Genomic DNA, 16,041 nt, shown 5'->3' on the forward strand with positions numbered 1-16,041 from the left:
TCGGCTAAAACTATCTTTGCGTTTATGGGAGGGGTGAAGTTCCGGCCGGTCATGAACCCTTGCTGGAATTTCCAACTTAAGTGACCAATGTGGCCTTCCCTCATTGTAAAACTTTACCGCCTGCTTGACAGCCGTAAAAGCTTCTGCACCGCTCTGATAAGTCAAATCCAACCCATATTCTTCTTTTAGAATACCGTTGACCCTCTCAGCCATTGCATTATCGTAACAGTATCCCGCCTGGCCCATGCTAGTGATAATACCATTCTTTTTCAACAGGTTTATATAGTTTTTGCTGCAATACTGGAACCCCCTGTCCGAGTGGTGCACCAGCCCAGCCGTACTGGAACACTGTTTTATGGCCATTTTTGCCGCCTCTACAGCCCACTTAGACTCCAATGTCCCAGCCAGGTGCCAGCCGACAATTTTGCGGCTGAATGCATCTGTCATCAAAAACAGGTATTTAAACGTATCCCGCACCCTGATGTAGGTAATGTCGCAAACCCAGGCTTGCCCAGGCATATTCCAGGTCTTACCGTTGAAATGGTCTTTGTACTGGTGGTACCTGTAGAAGGTCTGGGTGGTTACCGCATATTTCTTTTTGCGGATTACCAAAAGCCCTTCCTGTCTGAGCAAGGCTAGAAACTTGTCCCTTCCCATCCCAGGGTCAATATCCCTGATATTAGCTTCCAGAAGCCTGTAGACCTTTTTACTGCCCATCCTGGGGTGGTTTTTCCTTACCCTGCGGGCCATTTCAAGAATAAGGGTTCTGTCCACTTCTTGTCTGGCCAACTGCTTCACGCGGCTGTAATATGCTGAAGTCGAGTAACCGAAATACCTGCAAAGTGTCCTTATACTCAGTTCTCCCCTTTTTTTGCTGACGCATCTGACCCAAAGTTTTTTTTTAGATCAGTTTTATACTCCTTGTTGGCCTCTTCTATTAGCGCCTCAAGACACTGTTTAGCAATCAGGGAGTCAGCCAGGGCAATTTTTGTGGCTTTCAGTTCTTCCTCAAGTTTTTTTAACCTGTTCTGGTCAGACATATTCTCTATCCGTACAATTTTGTTCAACAATTGGTATTTACCGAAACGCTTGGCCCAACCTTGGATGGTGGCAGCCCCGCCTATTCCGTACTTCTTTTGGAGGAAGCCAACCGAGGCTCCCTCCTCTAATTCCGAAACTACCATTTTTTTGAATCCAATGCCGTACCGGACCACTTTTCTTTCACTTTTTGCCATAATCTGTCATGTTTATCTGTCAATAACAGTCAAGCTATATCAGGACATGACATTTGTTTCCGTCTTCGGTCTTCCGTCTTCGGTCTTTCCGTCTGCGGTCTTCCGTCTTCGGTCTTCAATTATCTCATCCGAATCCGCCAGTCCTTTGGATAGTAATTATTGATCCGATTGCCCATATTTTTGACCCAACCCAAAGGAAGAGATTGAAAGGTAATCAAGAGCCAGCCTTCTTCAGAAGTGGGCAGATCAAAATCCTCTTTCCTCAAATAACTTAAAGCTTGTTCTTTGGAAAGTTCAAGTGTAGAAAAACCTTTTTTCTCCAAAATGCTTAGGGCAAATTCATGGGTTGGCAAAAACTGCTCATTATTGGAACGGTCCCCGCCTTTTCCGGACCCGCTGATTTTGCCTAACTCTACTCCGAAATACTTAACATTAAGGTATTTGGTGAGCTGCTCAAAATGTGGGGCGTACCAACTGTCAATCAGAAAAATGCTTCCCTTAAGTTCATAAAACTCAAAATTATCTTCCAAACCTAGCAGCTCTAAGACCCTATTTTTTTGCCCACTTCGGGAAAGAAAAGGATGCCTAAAGTCCTTCTGTTTTTTAACGGGGTGTACATAGGCATCTTCTGGTCTTTTGAGCACCGTAATAAAAAAACCCTCCCCTTTTACCTTATGAGGATAAAATCTATATCCATAAAAAACACTTCCTTCCACCTCAACCTCAGTTTCCACAATTCCCCATTCTGGTTGAACTGGAATCCGGACAGGCTCAAATGCAAATTCTTCACTAAGGTAACGTAGATTTTCCTCATTCTCTTTTGCATTGAAAGTACAAGTACTATATAGGAGATATCCTCCTGCTGCAACGAGCGCTCCTGTGTCATTCAGAATTCTTTCCTGCCGGGCAGCACAGATTTCCACGTGCTCGGGAGACCATTCGTCGCGTGCTTGGAGGTCTTTGCGGAACATTCCTTCTCCAGAACAGGGAGCATCTATCACTAAAAGGTCAAAAAACCCTTCCAAGCCTTCAAAATGGGATGGGTCGTTGTTAGTCACCACAGTATTTCCCAAACCCCATTTTATTACGTTTTCTTTCAGAATATTTGCCCGTGACTTGATCACCTCATTGGCCACCAATAAGCCGTCTTGGCCAAGATAGGAGCTTAACAGCGTTGATTTGCCTCCAGGTGCTGCACATAGGTCCAAGTAAATTCCTTTGGGAGCCTGTATGCTTTCCAAAATATGCGAGATAAACATTGAAGATGATTCCTGCACATAGTAGGCTCCCGCATGAAATAGTGGGTCCAATGTGAAGGAAGGTCGGCTTTCGAGGAAATAACCACTCTTAGCCCATGGGACTTGTTGCCCGGGCAACGATTCTAGCTTCCGCTTCGATGGATTAATCCTAATGGAGGTTTGCGGATCCTGCTCCAAGGCTTTAAAAAGCTCCTGGCTTTCCGAAGCTCCGAGGTAATCCTCTATATGGCGTTGAAATGCTACGGGAAGCTTATGAGAGGCTTCTGACATTATCTTGGGTTAGGCTGATTTTAATTTGAGTTCGCCTTTTCTCTTGACGATTCTTAGGGCAAAATATTCATTGATGAAGCTTTTGCAACGGTTTTCGGAAAATTCGGCCCTAGTCTCTGTATCGAAAAGCAAGGTCATTCGTAGCATAGTTTTCACATAAGACTCATGTTGACCAAGCTCCCTTAACCATAAAATAAAATGGTTCTGCCAATCATCCTGATATTTTTCCAAGTGAGAACGACCATCAAAAAGGAGTTCCAATTGGTTGTCTCCAAATTTATAGCGATAAATTCCCGCCAGTTGATTATAGATGACTTGGATGCGGTCCTGTGGAAATTCCGAAGCCTCCAGAATTTGACGGTAAGTATTGTCCATCAATCCAAGTGGATTAAAAAGTCGAGTATAGGAAGCTTTCAATTCCTCCATCATCACGTTCAGCATTTTAGACTCCAAGCTGGTCTGAGCCTGGCGCAGAATGTAATTCTTATCTAATGGAAATAATTTCTGGATCATTTTATGGACAAATTCGATGCAAATTAAGCCTTTTATTACAAAATTGAAAACGAACTTCAATCAATCAGATATTTAGTACCAAAACCTCTTCCTACCTGCCTTAAATGAAAGGAGCATTGAAACTTTTGCTCCAATGCTCCCTTATCCAAAATAGTGCTAAAATTATCTGGCTGATTGCGGACTTACAGTCTGCCCAAAGAAAATACTGTTCATAAAAAGCTTGTTGGTACCAAACCAGAAGGCTCTGAAGTTAGGATTATCCACAAACCCTATCACACGGCCCCTGCCCACTGCAGCTACTCTAACACCGCCCGTATTTTTCATTTTTTCCAGATTTCCCTCATACACATAGCCTGAAGCCAATGGATCGTCTGTATAAACAACTGGATTAGCATATGGATTATCGGATAGCTCCATAAACTGGTTGCTGCTTCTGAAAGTGTACATTTCGGGCTTATAGTACCCATAGTTTACCGGGTGGGTAGTATCAAGTTTGACATTGAAAATCGCCCCGCCGGTCACTTTTGCCCCAGTTTCATTTCTCATATCCGCATAGCTACGTTGCTCTGCTGGCTTCTCTTCTTTTTCCTCCTTAAAGGAAAACTTAGCTACATCCTGTTGGTTTAACCAACTTAAAGCATTTCCACGGGCGATTACCGTATTACCTGCAGAAGCCCAATCTTTCAATTTTTCGGCTCCATTTTTCCCCAAACTGCTGTAATTCCCATTGGCCATTACGATCACATTGTATCGGTTTAGGTCAGTACGGTTGAAGTTTTTCATAGGCAGTAGCGTAATAGGCATATCGAAGCGCTGGTCAAGCAAATGCCAGATTTCTCCAGCCTCATTGCTATATACACCGCCGTCCACCAAAAGTGCGATCGAGGGTTTTTCCAACACATCAATACTTGGCGAACCCAAATTTGCTCCCTGAGTATACCCTGAACCAATAGCATGAAAGTCCACGCCGGTTTCCTGGGCTATTTCTTGAATGGTTTGATGCATGTTAGGATCGGCCTCCGCACCATGACCTTGGCTTACCAAAATAGTCCCTCTTCTAAAAGCCTGCCCATCTTCGACATTGAAGTCGGTATGACTTACACGAAGCATATACCCTTTCTCCATCAATTTATAGGTAGCTTTCGGAGCATAATATTCGCTCCACTCAAACGCATAGGCATAAGCTCCAGCCTCCCCGATTACCTCACCTTTAGGCATTTCAAAATCTGCCTTGGTCACTTCTTCCACCTCGGCAAGATTCATGATTCGGCTGTTAAGCTTCATATAGTCAAGGTTGAAGGCCATAGGCAGCGTCCAAGCCGAAACGTCGTAAAACAAGCTATCTTCAAATTCAGTCCTTTCCTCAAACATTCCTTTTATCAGCTTGTATTGTGGTTGGTTCAAAGGAACCACGAAAGCTTTGTCAGCGTGGAATTCCTTCCCATTGACGGTGATATCTTGCTTTAATTTGAATAAATCAATTTCATGGTGAAGGATCATGTCAGCCAGGTGATGTGATCTTCCTTTATCATCCACATCACCAAAAATGATGGCTTTGTTAGGATCATTTCCATATTCAGTAGCTGCATCTCGGTAAAAGTCCCTCATGTAGGTATTCATCTCCTGACGCATTTCCTTGGCTGCCTCAAATGAAGAAAGGGAGGTAGTAAACTGATTGCGGATGGTAAATGGGAAAGTCAAAGGTCCGAAAACGCTTTCCTGCAGGTGACCACGCGAGGAAGCCTGCTCGAAAAGAATCCCTACCGCGCCCTGCACATCAGGATAGGTGGAGCCTTTTCCATAATAGAAATCATCAAAGCTCTCCTGGGTATAATAAAGTGATCCGATTTTATCCAAATACTTAGCATGATACTGAGCAATTCTTTCGGTCAATTCAAAGTTTTTCTTGGGAGTAAGCGGGTGGTTTCTGCTTGGGATTCCCGGCTGGAAGAAATAGGTACTGTTGGTTCCCATTTCGTGGAAATCAAGAACAATATTGGGCTTCCAACTCTGGATTTTCTCTATTCTACCACGAGACTCTGGATGTTGAACTGGCATCCAGTCACGATTTAGATCAAACCAGTAGTGATTGGTTCTGCCACGAGGCCAAGCCTCATCAAATTCTCTAGAATTAGGATCCCCGTGCATGTTATAACTTTTATGGGAATTCACCCAAGAAGCAAAACGATTGATACCGTCGGGATTGATTGCCGGATCTAGCAGGATAATCATATCCTTCAAATCCTCCTCTATCTCTTGGGCTGCCGCAAAATGGTAAACGGCAAGTAAGGAAGCATTCACACCACTCGGCTCATTGCCATGGACTGAATAGCCCATCCACATTACTACTGGCATGTTGTCTATATTTACATTGCCCGACTGTCTGGAATCCCTGATACGTTTTCGATCAGCTTTGATCTCTGGAATTCTGTCAAAATTGTCAGGGTGAGTAATGGTAAGAACCAGCAAAGGACGCTGTTCATATGACCTAGCGTATTCCTCAAGTTGAACCCGATCAGAAGCTTCGGCTACAGCCCTCATATACATGACCACTTGATCGTGGCTCACATGCCAGTCTCCAATCTGGAAGCCCAAAACATCTTTTGGGGTAGGGACTTGCTCATTGTATGTGAAATTTCCTTGTAGATAATATTCCAAATCCACCTGCGCATTTGCGTGAACAAACACAAGACAGAACAATAGACTGAAAATTTTCCTCATTATAAAATTATTTGATTTTTTATTCCCGCAATTTTTACTAATATTATGAAACCTTCAGTTCAATAAGTAGCAACGGGACTTCAAGCTGCGAAATTATATGCCTTTAATGAAGAATTTTATTTTGGAAGGTGAAAATACTTGATTACTAACTTTTAACTGCTTTAAAATGGAGACATTTTACCACTCGTTGTCCGCAGTAGTAATTTTAGGAATAGTATATGTGCTGTTCTGGATTGTCACAATCGTCCATGCTGCTAGGGCAAAGTATCGGGATGACATATCCAGGGCCATCTGGATATTTATCATTGTAATATTTCAGGTGGTCGGACCTATATTGTATTGGATTTTCAGTAGGGAAAATAAAATTTCAGATAATTGATGTTTAGAATCGGACCAGATGGCTTCCCCGTTCTTTGGGGCATACTTGGAGTATTGTATCTTGTTTTTTGGATCTACACCTTGGTGGATGCCGTGCGCTCAAATTTCAAAGACCCTACCATGAAGATCATTTGGATTTTAATTATCCTTTTGGCACAGGTATTCGGCCCAATTATCTATTGGCTGGTGTCCCCGCAGCAAAAGGTGTAATTCTCCCTTCGGTCTTCCGCCTTCCGTCTCTTCCCCTATTCTTTATATTGATAAAATAGCTGCCCTAAGGCATCATCCACATCGCTGTATCTAAATTTATATCCAGAGGATTGGATTTTAAGGCAAGAAACTTTGTTCCCCCCCAACACCATTTTAGCCATATCCCCCAACACCACTTTGAGCATAACCGCGGGGACTCCTACATTCACATATGGTTTACCTTTAATTTTGGCAGCTTTTTGGGTCAGTTCCCTATTTGTAACAGGTTTAGGTCCGACTGCATTGTACACCCCATGAAGGGATTCATGGAAAAGGGCGTGCCGGAACATCCGTGCAAGATCGCTTAGGTGAATCCAGCTCATATATTGATCGCCCGTACCTAAGGGGGCAGCTACTGGTGGTTTGAGGATTTCGCTAAGCGCACCGCCGTCGCTTGCCAAAACGATCCCTATTCTCAGCATGACGGTACGGATGTGCAGGGATTCAAAATGTCTTACCTCCCGCTCCCATTTTTTGACCACTTCAGCCAAAAAATCATCCCCCGGCTGGTCCTCTTCATTAATCAACTTGTCCCCCGTGTCCATACCATAATAGCCTATGGCACTTGCCGACACGATCACTTTTGGCTTCTCCTCTTCTGTCCGTGCTGCCTCAAAAAGAAGCCTAGTGGATTCAACCCTGCTGTCCAATATTTCCCTTTTTCGCTTTTCCGTCCACCGCTTATCGGCAATACCAGTACCTGCAAGATGGATGATTGCATCAGCCCACCTCATAGCAAAAGGATCAATTTCTTTTTTCTCCACATCCCAAATGAAAGTTTTCCGACCTTCCTTCTGGCTGCGGCTTAGCCAAGCAACCTCATACTCTTCCCGTTCGAGTTGTTCTGTAATTTTACTTCCTACAAGACCGGAGCCGCCTGTGATTAAGATCTTTTTCATACTGCCATGGGGTTAGGTGATAGATTAAACATAGGAAAAAAAGCAAGGATAAACAAAAGCTTAATATTGGTATTAAATTCACACTTGATTTTTTACTATTTAAACTTAGTTAAATGATTTATTTGAGTTTTTATGAACGTAAGTGAAATTTTTTACTCTGTTAATACATAATGGCAAAGCTTTTGATATATTTCCCATTGAAGTTTTAAGCCGGAGGATCAATCTGGAAAATGAATAAAAAAAGTTTTTTTTGACATCTGTGTAAAACTTATAATAAACACAAATGTTAAAGCATTTAACCAAATAGTTCACTTAAATAACTAACACTATGTACACAAAAAGAAAATTATTCACCTTTGGAATTGCAGCTTCCATCTTTGCATTGGTGGCTTGCGAGGCAGACAACAGGCATGATCAGGTAGAAAGCTTCCGTGACGACTATAGAGACTGGGAGCAGGATTATCAAGAAAATGATAGAGATATCGAAGAAAAAAGAAGAGAAGTTGATGCTTGGTACAATGACAACAGAGACAGAGCCAACGACGCCGGAATTGGAACGGACACCAACCGTGACCGTACTGATGACCAAGAAGTGGTAACTGACGCTAACACTTATCAGCAATTGATGTCAAGAAGAGACGAAATGAATCAGAAGCATCAAGCTATGAAAGAAGAGCACAAAGCTCTAATGGATAAGCATAAGTCTTTTATGAACAGAAACGACTTGACTACCATGAGCGATGATGAGTGGGACAACCAGAAAGACCTAATCAGAAGCGATCAGGACAGAATGGAAAATGACCAAGATAGAATGAAAGATGAGATTGGTACTTTGAAAGATGAAGTAGACAATGTAACTGATACTAGAGACAGAGATGATGCCGGTACCAGAGATACTAGAACCAATACTCAAACTCAACAACAACCACGTAACTAATTTATCGTAAAAATCAAACCCAAAAAAGCTGTGTATATGCAAATGCACAGCTTTTTTGACTTGAATCAATTCTATTTTTCACTATAAACAATTATACTATATGTTCACCAGATCAAAACTGTTTGCGGCTGGATTAGCTGCTACCATCTTTACATTGGCATCCTGTGAAGGAGATAACCGAAACGATGAAATCAATGATAAGAGGGAGAACCATGCAGAGTGGATAGAAGACTATCAAGAGCGTGATAGAGAGATTACCGAAAAAAGAGCCGAAATTGATCAGTGGTACACTGGCAGAGATACTGCTGCACAAGCTGGCACTACTGCACAAGGACAGCAAGGAACAACTGCACGCCAAGGAGCTGCGCGTCAAGGGCAGGAGCAAGTAGTAACTGATCCCAACTCTATGGAGCAGCTAATGGAAAGAAGAAATGAGATGTATAAAAAGCATGATGCCATGAAAGCTGAGCATAAGGCTATCATCGATAAGCATAATTCCTTCTTTAACCGAGAGGATTTGACCACCCTTAGCGATGATGAATGGGATAACCAGAGAGACCTTTTGGAAAGCGACCATGACCGCATCGATGAAGACCAACAACACATGAAAGATGAGTTGGACGCTCTGAAAGACGAACTGGATAATCTTACAGATAACCGAGATGCTCCAGCTAACCGTCAGGGTCAGCAGCAGCAACAGCCCCGAAATTAAGATTTAAGGTCCGAAACCCAATTGTGGATTCGGACCATCTTTATTTATTCTAAAATGGGTAATTTTACAGGCTGATTAAGAAATAGCGGAAAAGATTAACATTTAATTTAGATTGATGAAGTATTTGATTTTTACTTTTTTTTTAACAATTACCCTTCATTCTTCAATATTTGCTCAAGAAAGGGACACACTACCTGAAGATAGAGGGGCAGTGGAAAGGCTGAAGTATAAGCAAGCTCCTGGTTTGGCCTTGGCTGCCTCAAAAATATACTTTTCAGAACAAAGATATAGCATATCAGGATTCGGTGAGGCATCATTTGTCAATTATCAAGGTCCAAAAGATATTAGTGCTGGTGACCTTGAACTATATTACACCAATCTTTACAGGTTTGCAACATTTTTTGGTTACCGACTGAGAGACAATCTGATCTGGAATTCAGAGTTACAAATTGAATACTTACATGATGGTGGAAATGAATCACACACAGAACTCGTGTTCGAGGCGTTTGTGGATTATCTCTGGCAGGATTTCCTAAATGTCAGAGCTGGTTTCCTTCCCTTACCAATTGGTTATGTCAACAATAACGATGAACCGGTGATGTTCTATTCAGTGAACAGATCAGAGGTGGAAAGATTGATCAACCCGACCACTTGGATTGAGTTGGGAGCCATGTTTTACGGTTCCTTCAATCCCAATTGGAGTTATGCGCTTGGAATTTCTCAGGGTTTAAATGCCTCACAATACTTAAGTGGAACTTGGGTCCGACAGGGCCGCGAGATCACTTTTAGCATTCCAAGACGTCTGTCTTTCACTCCCCAGATTACCTACACAGGAATACCTGACTTAGAAATGAGCGCTTCCGGTTTTATTGGCAATTCTGGAAAAGACCATACTATCATAGCTAATGGTGAGGAAAGAAATATAGATGCGCCGGTAAGAATTCTTACAGGCTTTGTGAAGTATGACTGGGGTAATTGGCGCTTTGTCTCCATAGGCTCTACCGGAAGCCTAGGACAAACTGAGGAGATTTTTGAGCTCACTAGGCAGGCAGAAGGTATTCCCCAAGTAATGGGGACCCGCACCTATGGTTATCTTTTTGAATTAGGCTATAATATTCTTCCCCACTTTGGAAGAAGAAAAGCCGCAAGCGAAGGCTTTCTGCACAATACAGGTGAATTTAAGCTCCCCGTTTTCATAAGATTTGAAAGATTAAACACCCACCGTAGGTTTAACCAGGACTTAGCAAGAGGTATTAATCCACTTTTCCCGACTAACTTAACCCCTAATCCGGGAGAACAGATCGGATTTACCCCAAGTAATTTAAGGATTTGGACTGTCGGAGCTAACTTTAATCCTAAGGAAAACATTGTGCTCAAAGGAAATTATCAATTTCGAACAAACATCACCGATGATCCCGAGGCCTTGCAAGAGGGAAACAGGATTGAATTTGGATTCGGATTTATTTTCTGATTAAATAATTTACTTTATTTCAGACAGATATATAATTTTGTTTGATCAATCCACCATCTATTTAAACAATTTAAATAAAAATAGATTTTACAATGAGTTGACCTATCCGTCAGCTCATTTCTTTTTGTATTATGCTTAAAAATAAGTTTCTGCTTTTGGCCATCCTTTGGGTGATGCCTTTTATGGTTTTTGCTCAAGGAGGCGAAATAAAAGGGAGAGTTTTTAATCCAGCCAACAACCAGCCGGTTCCATTTGCAAATGTGATTGTGCTAGGCACCGAGCAGGGCACTGTCACTGATGAAGAGGGAAGATATTTAATCCAAAACATTGAACCTGGGCTTTATAATGTCAGGGCTTCATTTGTAGGCTATCGCTCCAAGACCCTTTTCGAGGTACAAGTTACCCGAGCACGGGCCTTGCAACTGGATTTCGAGCTGACAGAAGATGCCTCTGACCTGGAAGAGGTAGTAGTAAGTTCCGAATTTACGCGATCCGATGATACGCCCATTTCTGCAAGAAGGCTCAATACCAATGAAATAGAACGGTATCCAGGAGGTAACAGAGATATCAGCCGGGTGATTCAGGCCTTGCCTGGTGTGGCCAGTACTGCAAGTTTTAGAAATGATATCATTATCAGAGGCGGAGCACCAAATGAAAACAAATTCTTCGTCGATGAAATAGAGGTTCCGGTCATCAACCATTTCGCCACCCAGGGCTCCAGCGGTGGTCCCGTTGGAATATTGAATGTCAATCTGATCAAAAATGTGGACGTCATCAGTGGGGGATTTCCTGCCGATCGGATGAATTCATTAAGTTCATTCTTCGAATTTGAGCTTAAAGAAGGAAGAAGGGATAAAATGTTTACCCAACTCACCGTTGGCGCAAGTGAACTGACTTTGTCAAATGAAGGCCCATTGAGTGAAAAAACTACTTATAATGTATCTATAAGGCGTTCATACCTGCAGGGCTTGTTTAGGTTATTAGGATTGCCATTTTTGCCGACTTTCAATGATTTTTTGGTCAAGACAAAAACAAAGTTTGACGACAAAACCGAGCTTACACTCATAGGCCTGGGTGCCATAGACAATTTCCGACTCAATTTTGATACACCTTCTGACGAAACTGAGGAAGACAGGGAAAACCGGCTTTACTTACTCGACAACCTTCCCATTCAAAGTCAGTGGAACTATGCCACTGGGGCCAAACTCCGTCGATACAGGGACAATGGCTACTGGACTTTTATTCTAAGTAGAAACATGCTGAACAACCGGGCTTTCAAATATGCCAACAACGACGAAAGCAATCCTGAAAACTTGTTGTCGGATTACTTATCCCAGGAAAGTGAAAACAAGTTCAGGGTAGAAAACAGCATATTTGGAAAGGGAAGCACATTTAAATATGGCGTAAATTATGAATTCAGCAGGTATTTCATTCGAAACTTTGACCCCGCATCCCTATCCCAGCAGCAGCAGATTATTAATATCAACGCTACCTCCTTTTTCAACAGTTACGGGGCTTTTGTTCAGGGAAGCAAGAATTATTTTAATGACCGCTTACTTATCAGTGGGGGGGTGAGGATGGATGGAAGTGATTTTGGAGCGACGGCCCAAAATCCTCTAAACCAGATCAGTCCTAGAGCTTCCATTTCCTACCAGCTCAAACCAAACTTTTTCTGGACTGCTAACGCCGGTATTTATTATCAAAGGCCAGCATATACCATTTTGGGATTTAGGAATAATGAAGGAGAACTTTTAAATCAGCAAAACGATGTGAGGTTTATCAGAGCTACACACGCCATCACAGGGCTAGAGTGGCAGGTACTTGACAAAAACAGGAGATTTACCGCTGAAGCATTTTATAAATTTTACCAAAACTATCCTACATCCATTAGAAATGGTATCGCCTTAGCCAACTTGGGAGCAGACTTTGGGGTGATCGGAAATGAGCCGGTCAATTCTGATGCGGAAGGGAGGGCATATGGCTTGGAACTGTTAGCTCAGCAAAGGCTCTTTAATGGATTCTATGGGATTGCAGCCCTTACCTTGGTAAGAAGCGAATTTACCAACCCAAACACAGAAGGATTCCTTCCTTCAGCATGGGACAACCGTTATATTGTGTCTCTTACAGGTGGAAAGCGCTTAAAAAACGATTGGGAACTTGGTGCACGTTGGCGGTTTTTGGGAGGAACTCCATTTACTCCATTTGATCTAGAAGCCTCCGCGCTTCGCTCTAATTGGGATGTGCGCGGTATAGGATTGCTAAATTTCAACCAGATCAATGCCTTCCGCCTGAGCAGTTTTCACCAACTCGATTTGAGAATCGACAAAAAATACTTCTTTGACAAATGGAACCTAAACTGGTACGTGGATATTCAAAACGCTTACAACTTCCGCGCTGAACAACCTGATATCCTTGTTCCCCAAAGGGATGCCACAGGGGCGTTGGTTATCAACCCTGAAAATCCGGATCAGTATGTACTAAGGTCGGTAGCAAACCCTGCGGGAACCATTCTGCCTACCATAGGAATAATTGTGGAGTTCTAAAGCGCAACCAATAACCCAACCCGAAGCCCACCGGCATTTTGCAGAAAATTGAACGCTCTTACTTGATTAAAATGGATTTGAGGGGAGCTCATAAAAATGCCATGGGTGTCTAAAGCTAAAGCTTTATATTCTCCGCTTCTCCATTGCAAGAGCTGGACTTGAAGGTCCAGAGCCAATCGGGAGGTGAAAAAATAATTTAATCCAAAATCAATTCCCCCAGTCCAATACTTCTCCCTCATGGTCAGTTCAGTCACAGCGGGGGATACTACGGACATGCAGTTGGGACAATTGGGAATCAGGAAGGAATTCCGTATTCCGAATGTCCCATTATTTCCTGACAGATAAGCTATATGGGCCGAAAGGTTAAGAAAAGCTTTCTCACTTAGTGGGAAGAACTTTTGTACATATGGCCCTAGGGACCACAGTTGGTTCTCTCTAAAAGTTCTCATAAAGCGCTCATTTACAAAGTAATGAAGTACTGGATTCCCATTATTATCCATCTGCCCGGTGAAAACTTCCTGGATATAGCGCTGGACAATGCTTTCATAATGTTCCGAATAGGCTTGATATCCACCTTGAATACCTAATGCCCAAGTATCGGTCAGCATATATCCAATTCTTGGCGTCAATCTGAGATCTTTTTCTTTTTCTGGAAACCCTCCAACTCTTTCGGGGAAGGAATTTTGGCTGTAAGAAATATCTCCGGAAATGATAAAATTACCCTGCTGAAGTTGTGCAATAGAGGGCAGTACCATGGTAAATAAGAAGATCGCAATTAAAAAAAGTTGTCGCATAAACTAAATATTTATAGCTAGACGACTTTTTCCATTCAAATGAGACAGCCTAGGTAAGCTTTTTAATTACTTGCATGTATTCTGGATAGGTGTGGATCAATTCCTCATAGGAAAAGAGCTTAAAATCTTCAAAATCAAACCCAGGTGCCACGACGCAGGAAACCAAGGCATATCCCTCCTCGACCGTTGAGCCAAAAATAGTGCCTGCTGGTACCATTTGAAAGGGTTTGAACTCTTCATCATCAACAGGTCCAAGGTGCAACTTGGAATACTCTCCCTCATTTAGCAGATGTACTGTCAGAGGATTTCCTTCATGAAAAAACCACATCTCATCGCTTTTGATTTTATGAAACTTGGACACGTTTTCGGCTGTAAGGAGGAAAAATATAGAGGTGGCCAGATTTCTTTTGCCATTGGCGCTTTCCATCTCCTCCCCACTCCGGTAAGTTTCCGCATAAAATCCCCCTTCAGGATGGGGCTGGAGGTTTAAGCTCTTGATCAATTCTATTATTCTTTCATTCATATCCATAAAAATAGCAAAACCCATCTAAAAACGAAGAAGCCGCCTCCAAAGGAGAGCGGCCTCTACATCGTTAATAAACCTTAATCAATTATTTGGTGTCATGGCTTTGTTGAAGAGCAACTCGTTAGCTGACATAGGCCAAATATAGTTAGCACTACCCTTAGCAACAGACCCGACATTTTCTTTTCCAGGAATATCCTGACCAGTTCTTAATAAATCGAAGGATCTCAGACCTTCACCGATGAATTCAATTCTTCTTTCCGTGAGGATTGCATCAATGAGTGCCTGCCCGCTGATGCCTGTATACGCTCCATTCTCATTTGAACGGGTGCGCACCGCATTAAGCAGGGCAAGGGCTCTAGATTGATCTCCCCCATCCCTTACCAGTGCTTCTGCCAAATTCAACAGCACTTCGGAATAACGGAGGATCGGAGCAAAATCCAAATGCTGAGGCCCACGTGGAAATTTATTCAGGTAAGTGAACCCATTCGTGTTAGCAATCATCCAAGCCGAACGCGCATCATTGGCTGCACTAAATGCCGGGTTGGTAAAGATTCCACCTGTCATGTTCAAGGAATAATCCCCAATACCTCTTGGACCCGGATTGTAGTAACTTCCCAGTCCGTTTTGCGTACCAGGTAGGGCTAACTCAGTGAAAGGAGCCGATAGGATACTCTCAGTAGTGGTATACGGTGGACTGAACACATCCAGAATTTCATCCTGCAGGGCATGGCCTACACCACTTGCAGCTGTGAATGGTGCAGTAGCCGATACGATTTTATTCGCCTCCGTAATCACATTGCCATACTGGCCCATTGCCATATAAACCCTTGTTTTAAGCGCAATAGCTGTATTGCGGTGTGCTCGGGTAGTGTTGGTATATGGAGAACCGTTACTTAACGCCAAATTAGTTTCGGCAAAATTCAGGTCAGATATAATCTGGGCGTAGACTTCCGCTACAGATGCCCTCGGCATATCATTGTTAGCGTTGTCCAGTTCTGGTGTGAGCCTTAATGGCAACCCTGGGCTTGCCCCATTATTTGAAGTGTAGGGTTGGGCATAAAGCTGAAGTAAGGCGAAATAGGACAAACCCCTAATGAACCTGGCTTGAGCAATGTAATTTTGAGCTGTTTCTGCTTCCAATATACCAGTTGTTTTTGATACCCCATCGATAAAGATATTAGCTCTATTGATGGTCAGGTAAGCAATGGACCACAAGTTTTCAACCTCATTAGTTGTAGAAACCACAGTATGCTGCCAAGTGGCAAGACCTGTTACACCGTTAGTGGTACGGTTGGAAAACTCTTCAGCTCTGATATCATTATAAACCTGATATCTACCACCGTAAAACTGACCATTGATCATGGTGGAATAAAGACCATTTAAAGTCTGCTGAATTCTCTCAGGGGTGTCAAAAACTACCGCTTCCGAGAAAGTTGTTGGAGGAATTGGGCTCAGCAAGTCCTCGTTGCAGGAAGATGCGAATAAAAGGCCGCCAACCAATAAAACTTGAATTATATTTTTCATCTTAAGTTGC

General features: G+C 42.7%; 15 protein-coding genes. 6 read left to right on the forward strand and 9 right to left on the reverse strand.

Going from position 1 to position 16,041, the window contains the following annotated elements; all coding sequences use genetic code 11:
• The 5 genes from FPL27_RS19165 to FPL27_RS19185 form a co-directional block, all read right to left on the reverse strand.
• Positions 1 to 858: IS3 family transposase (locus tag FPL27_RS19165; RefSeq protein WP_185974430.1), on the reverse strand; the 858-nt coding region annotated here is incomplete at its 3' end.
• Positions 855 to 1,235: a transposase gene (locus FPL27_RS19170; protein WP_143960946.1), complete on the reverse strand. Its 381-nt coding sequence runs from the start codon at positions 1,233 to 1,235 to the stop codon at positions 855 to 857. The genes FPL27_RS19165 and FPL27_RS19170, both read right to left, overlap by 4 nt.
• A gap of 119 nt (positions 1,236 to 1,354) precedes the next feature.
• Positions 1,355 to 2,764 (reverse strand): methyltransferase RsmF C-terminal domain-like protein, encoded by a 1,410-nt coding sequence (locus FPL27_RS19175; protein ID WP_143962855.1) that lies wholly within the window; start codon positions 2,762 to 2,764, stop codon positions 1,355 to 1,357.
• A gap of 9 nt (positions 2,765 to 2,773) precedes the next feature.
• Complete coding sequence (locus tag FPL27_RS19180; RefSeq protein WP_143962856.1) at positions 2,774 to 3,277, reverse strand: hypothetical protein; 504 nt, start codon at positions 3,275 to 3,277, stop codon at positions 2,774 to 2,776.
• A gap of 162 nt (positions 3,278 to 3,439) precedes the next feature.
• Positions 3,440 to 5,998 (reverse strand): M14 family metallopeptidase, encoded by a 2,559-nt coding sequence (locus tag FPL27_RS19185; protein WP_143962857.1) that lies wholly within the window; start codon positions 5,996 to 5,998, stop codon positions 3,440 to 3,442.
• A gap of 166 nt (positions 5,999 to 6,164) precedes the next feature.
• On the opposite strand from FPL27_RS19185, the gene FPL27_RS20320 reads away from it, so the two are divergent.
• Together FPL27_RS20320 and FPL27_RS19195 are read left to right on the forward strand one after the other, a co-directional pair.
• The gene (locus FPL27_RS20320) at positions 6,165 to 6,377 is read left to right on the forward strand and encodes a PLDc N-terminal domain-containing protein (protein WP_143962858.1); all 213 of its coding nucleotides are present in this window, start codon (positions 6,165 to 6,167) and stop codon (positions 6,375 to 6,377) included.
• Positions 6,377 to 6,586: a PLDc N-terminal domain-containing protein gene (locus FPL27_RS19195; RefSeq protein ID WP_143962859.1), complete on the forward strand. Its 210-nt coding sequence runs from the start codon at positions 6,377 to 6,379 to the stop codon at positions 6,584 to 6,586. Before FPL27_RS20320 ends, FPL27_RS19195 begins: the two co-directional genes overlap by 1 nt.
• 35 nt (positions 6,587 to 6,621) lie before the next feature.
• Here the strand turns inward: FPL27_RS19195 and FPL27_RS19200 are convergent, their stop codons facing one another.
• The gene (locus FPL27_RS19200; protein ID WP_143962860.1) at positions 6,622 to 7,524 is read right to left on the reverse strand and encodes a TIGR01777 family oxidoreductase; all 903 of its coding nucleotides are present in this window, start codon (positions 7,522 to 7,524) and stop codon (positions 6,622 to 6,624) included.
• Positions 7,525 to 7,852: 328 nt separating this feature from the next.
• Here FPL27_RS19200 and FPL27_RS19205 point away from each other — a divergent pair, with 328 nt between their 5' ends.
• From FPL27_RS19205 to FPL27_RS19220, 4 genes are all read left to right on the forward strand, one after another.
• Positions 7,853 to 8,461: a hypothetical protein gene (locus FPL27_RS19205; RefSeq protein WP_143962861.1), complete on the forward strand. Its 609-nt coding sequence runs from the start codon at positions 7,853 to 7,855 to the stop codon at positions 8,459 to 8,461.
• Between the two features lie 100 nt (positions 8,462 to 8,561).
• The gene (locus FPL27_RS19210) at positions 8,562 to 9,173 is read left to right on the forward strand and encodes a hypothetical protein (RefSeq protein ID WP_143962862.1); all 612 of its coding nucleotides are present in this window, start codon (positions 8,562 to 8,564) and stop codon (positions 9,171 to 9,173) included.
• A 115-nt stretch (positions 9,174 to 9,288) separates the two neighbouring features.
• A complete protein-coding gene (locus FPL27_RS19215; RefSeq protein ID WP_143962863.1) occupies positions 9,289 to 10,644 on the forward strand; it encodes a porin in 1,356 nt (451 codons plus the stop codon).
• A 131-nt stretch (positions 10,645 to 10,775) separates the two neighbouring features.
• Positions 10,776 to 13,187, forward strand: coding sequence for a TonB-dependent receptor (locus tag FPL27_RS19220; RefSeq protein WP_185974424.1), 2,412 nt, complete (start codon positions 10,776 to 10,778; stop codon positions 13,185 to 13,187).
• Here the strand turns inward: FPL27_RS19220 and FPL27_RS19225 are convergent.
• The 3 genes from FPL27_RS19225 to FPL27_RS19235 all read right to left on the reverse strand — a co-directional run bounded on the left by FPL27_RS19225 (position 13,184) and on the right by FPL27_RS19235 (position 16,031).
• A complete protein-coding gene (locus FPL27_RS19225; RefSeq protein WP_143962864.1) occupies positions 13,184 to 13,981 on the reverse strand; it encodes a hypothetical protein in 798 nt (265 codons plus the stop codon). The genes FPL27_RS19220 and FPL27_RS19225 overlap by 4 nt on opposite strands.
• Before the next feature lie 49 nt (positions 13,982 to 14,030).
• A complete protein-coding gene (locus tag FPL27_RS19230; protein WP_143962865.1) occupies positions 14,031 to 14,504 on the reverse strand; it encodes a cupin domain-containing protein in 474 nt (157 codons plus the stop codon).
• Positions 14,505 to 14,588: 84 nt separating this feature from the next.
• Entirely contained in the window at positions 14,589 to 16,031 is a 1,443-nt protein-coding gene (locus FPL27_RS19235) for a RagB/SusD family nutrient uptake outer membrane protein (RefSeq protein WP_143962866.1), read from the reverse strand.
• Between the last annotated feature and the right edge of the window lie 10 nt (positions 16,032 to 16,041).

Origin of the sequence: Litoribacter populi, assembly GCF_007483685.1 — a bacterium.
Classification (GTDB): domain Bacteria; phylum Bacteroidota; class Bacteroidia; order Cytophagales; family Cyclobacteriaceae; genus Litoribacter; species Litoribacter populi.

Coding starts and splice junctions, on each gene's coding strand:
- FPL27_RS19170 (WP_143960946.1), bottom strand. CDS start 1,235: ATGGCAAAAAGTGAAAGAAAAGTGGTCCGGTACGGCATTGGATTCAAA.
- FPL27_RS19175 (WP_143962855.1), bottom strand. CDS start 2,764: ATGTCAGAAGCCTCTCATAAGCTTCCCGTAGCATTTCAACGCCATATA.
- FPL27_RS19180 (WP_143962856.1), bottom strand. CDS start 3,277: ATGATCCAGAAATTATTTCCATTAGATAAGAATTACATTCTGCGCCAG.
- FPL27_RS19185 (WP_143962857.1), bottom strand. CDS start 5,998: ATGAGGAAAATTTTCAGTCTATTGTTCTGTCTTGTGTTTGTTCACGCA.
- FPL27_RS20320 (WP_143962858.1), top strand. CDS start 6,165: ATGGAGACATTTTACCACTCGTTGTCCGCAGTAGTAATTTTAGGAATA.
- FPL27_RS19195 (WP_143962859.1), top strand. CDS start 6,377: ATGTTTAGAATCGGACCAGATGGCTTCCCCGTTCTTTGGGGCATACTT.
- FPL27_RS19200 (WP_143962860.1), bottom strand. CDS start 7,524: ATGAAAAAGATCTTAATCACAGGCGGCTCCGGTCTTGTAGGAAGTAAA.
- FPL27_RS19205 (WP_143962861.1), top strand. CDS start 7,853: ATGTACACAAAAAGAAAATTATTCACCTTTGGAATTGCAGCTTCCATC.
- FPL27_RS19210 (WP_143962862.1), top strand. CDS start 8,562: ATGTTCACCAGATCAAAACTGTTTGCGGCTGGATTAGCTGCTACCATC.
- FPL27_RS19215 (WP_143962863.1), top strand. CDS start 9,289: ATGAAGTATTTGATTTTTACTTTTTTTTTAACAATTACCCTTCATTCT.
- FPL27_RS19220 (WP_185974424.1), top strand. CDS start 10,776: ATGCTTAAAAATAAGTTTCTGCTTTTGGCCATCCTTTGGGTGATGCCT.
- FPL27_RS19225 (WP_143962864.1), bottom strand. CDS start 13,981: ATGCGACAACTTTTTTTAATTGCGATCTTCTTATTTACCATGGTACTG.
- FPL27_RS19230 (WP_143962865.1), bottom strand. CDS start 14,504: ATGAATGAAAGAATAATAGAATTGATCAAGAGCTTAAACCTCCAGCCC.
- FPL27_RS19235 (WP_143962866.1), bottom strand. CDS start 16,031: ATGAAAAATATAATTCAAGTTTTATTGGTTGGCGGCCTTTTATTCGCA.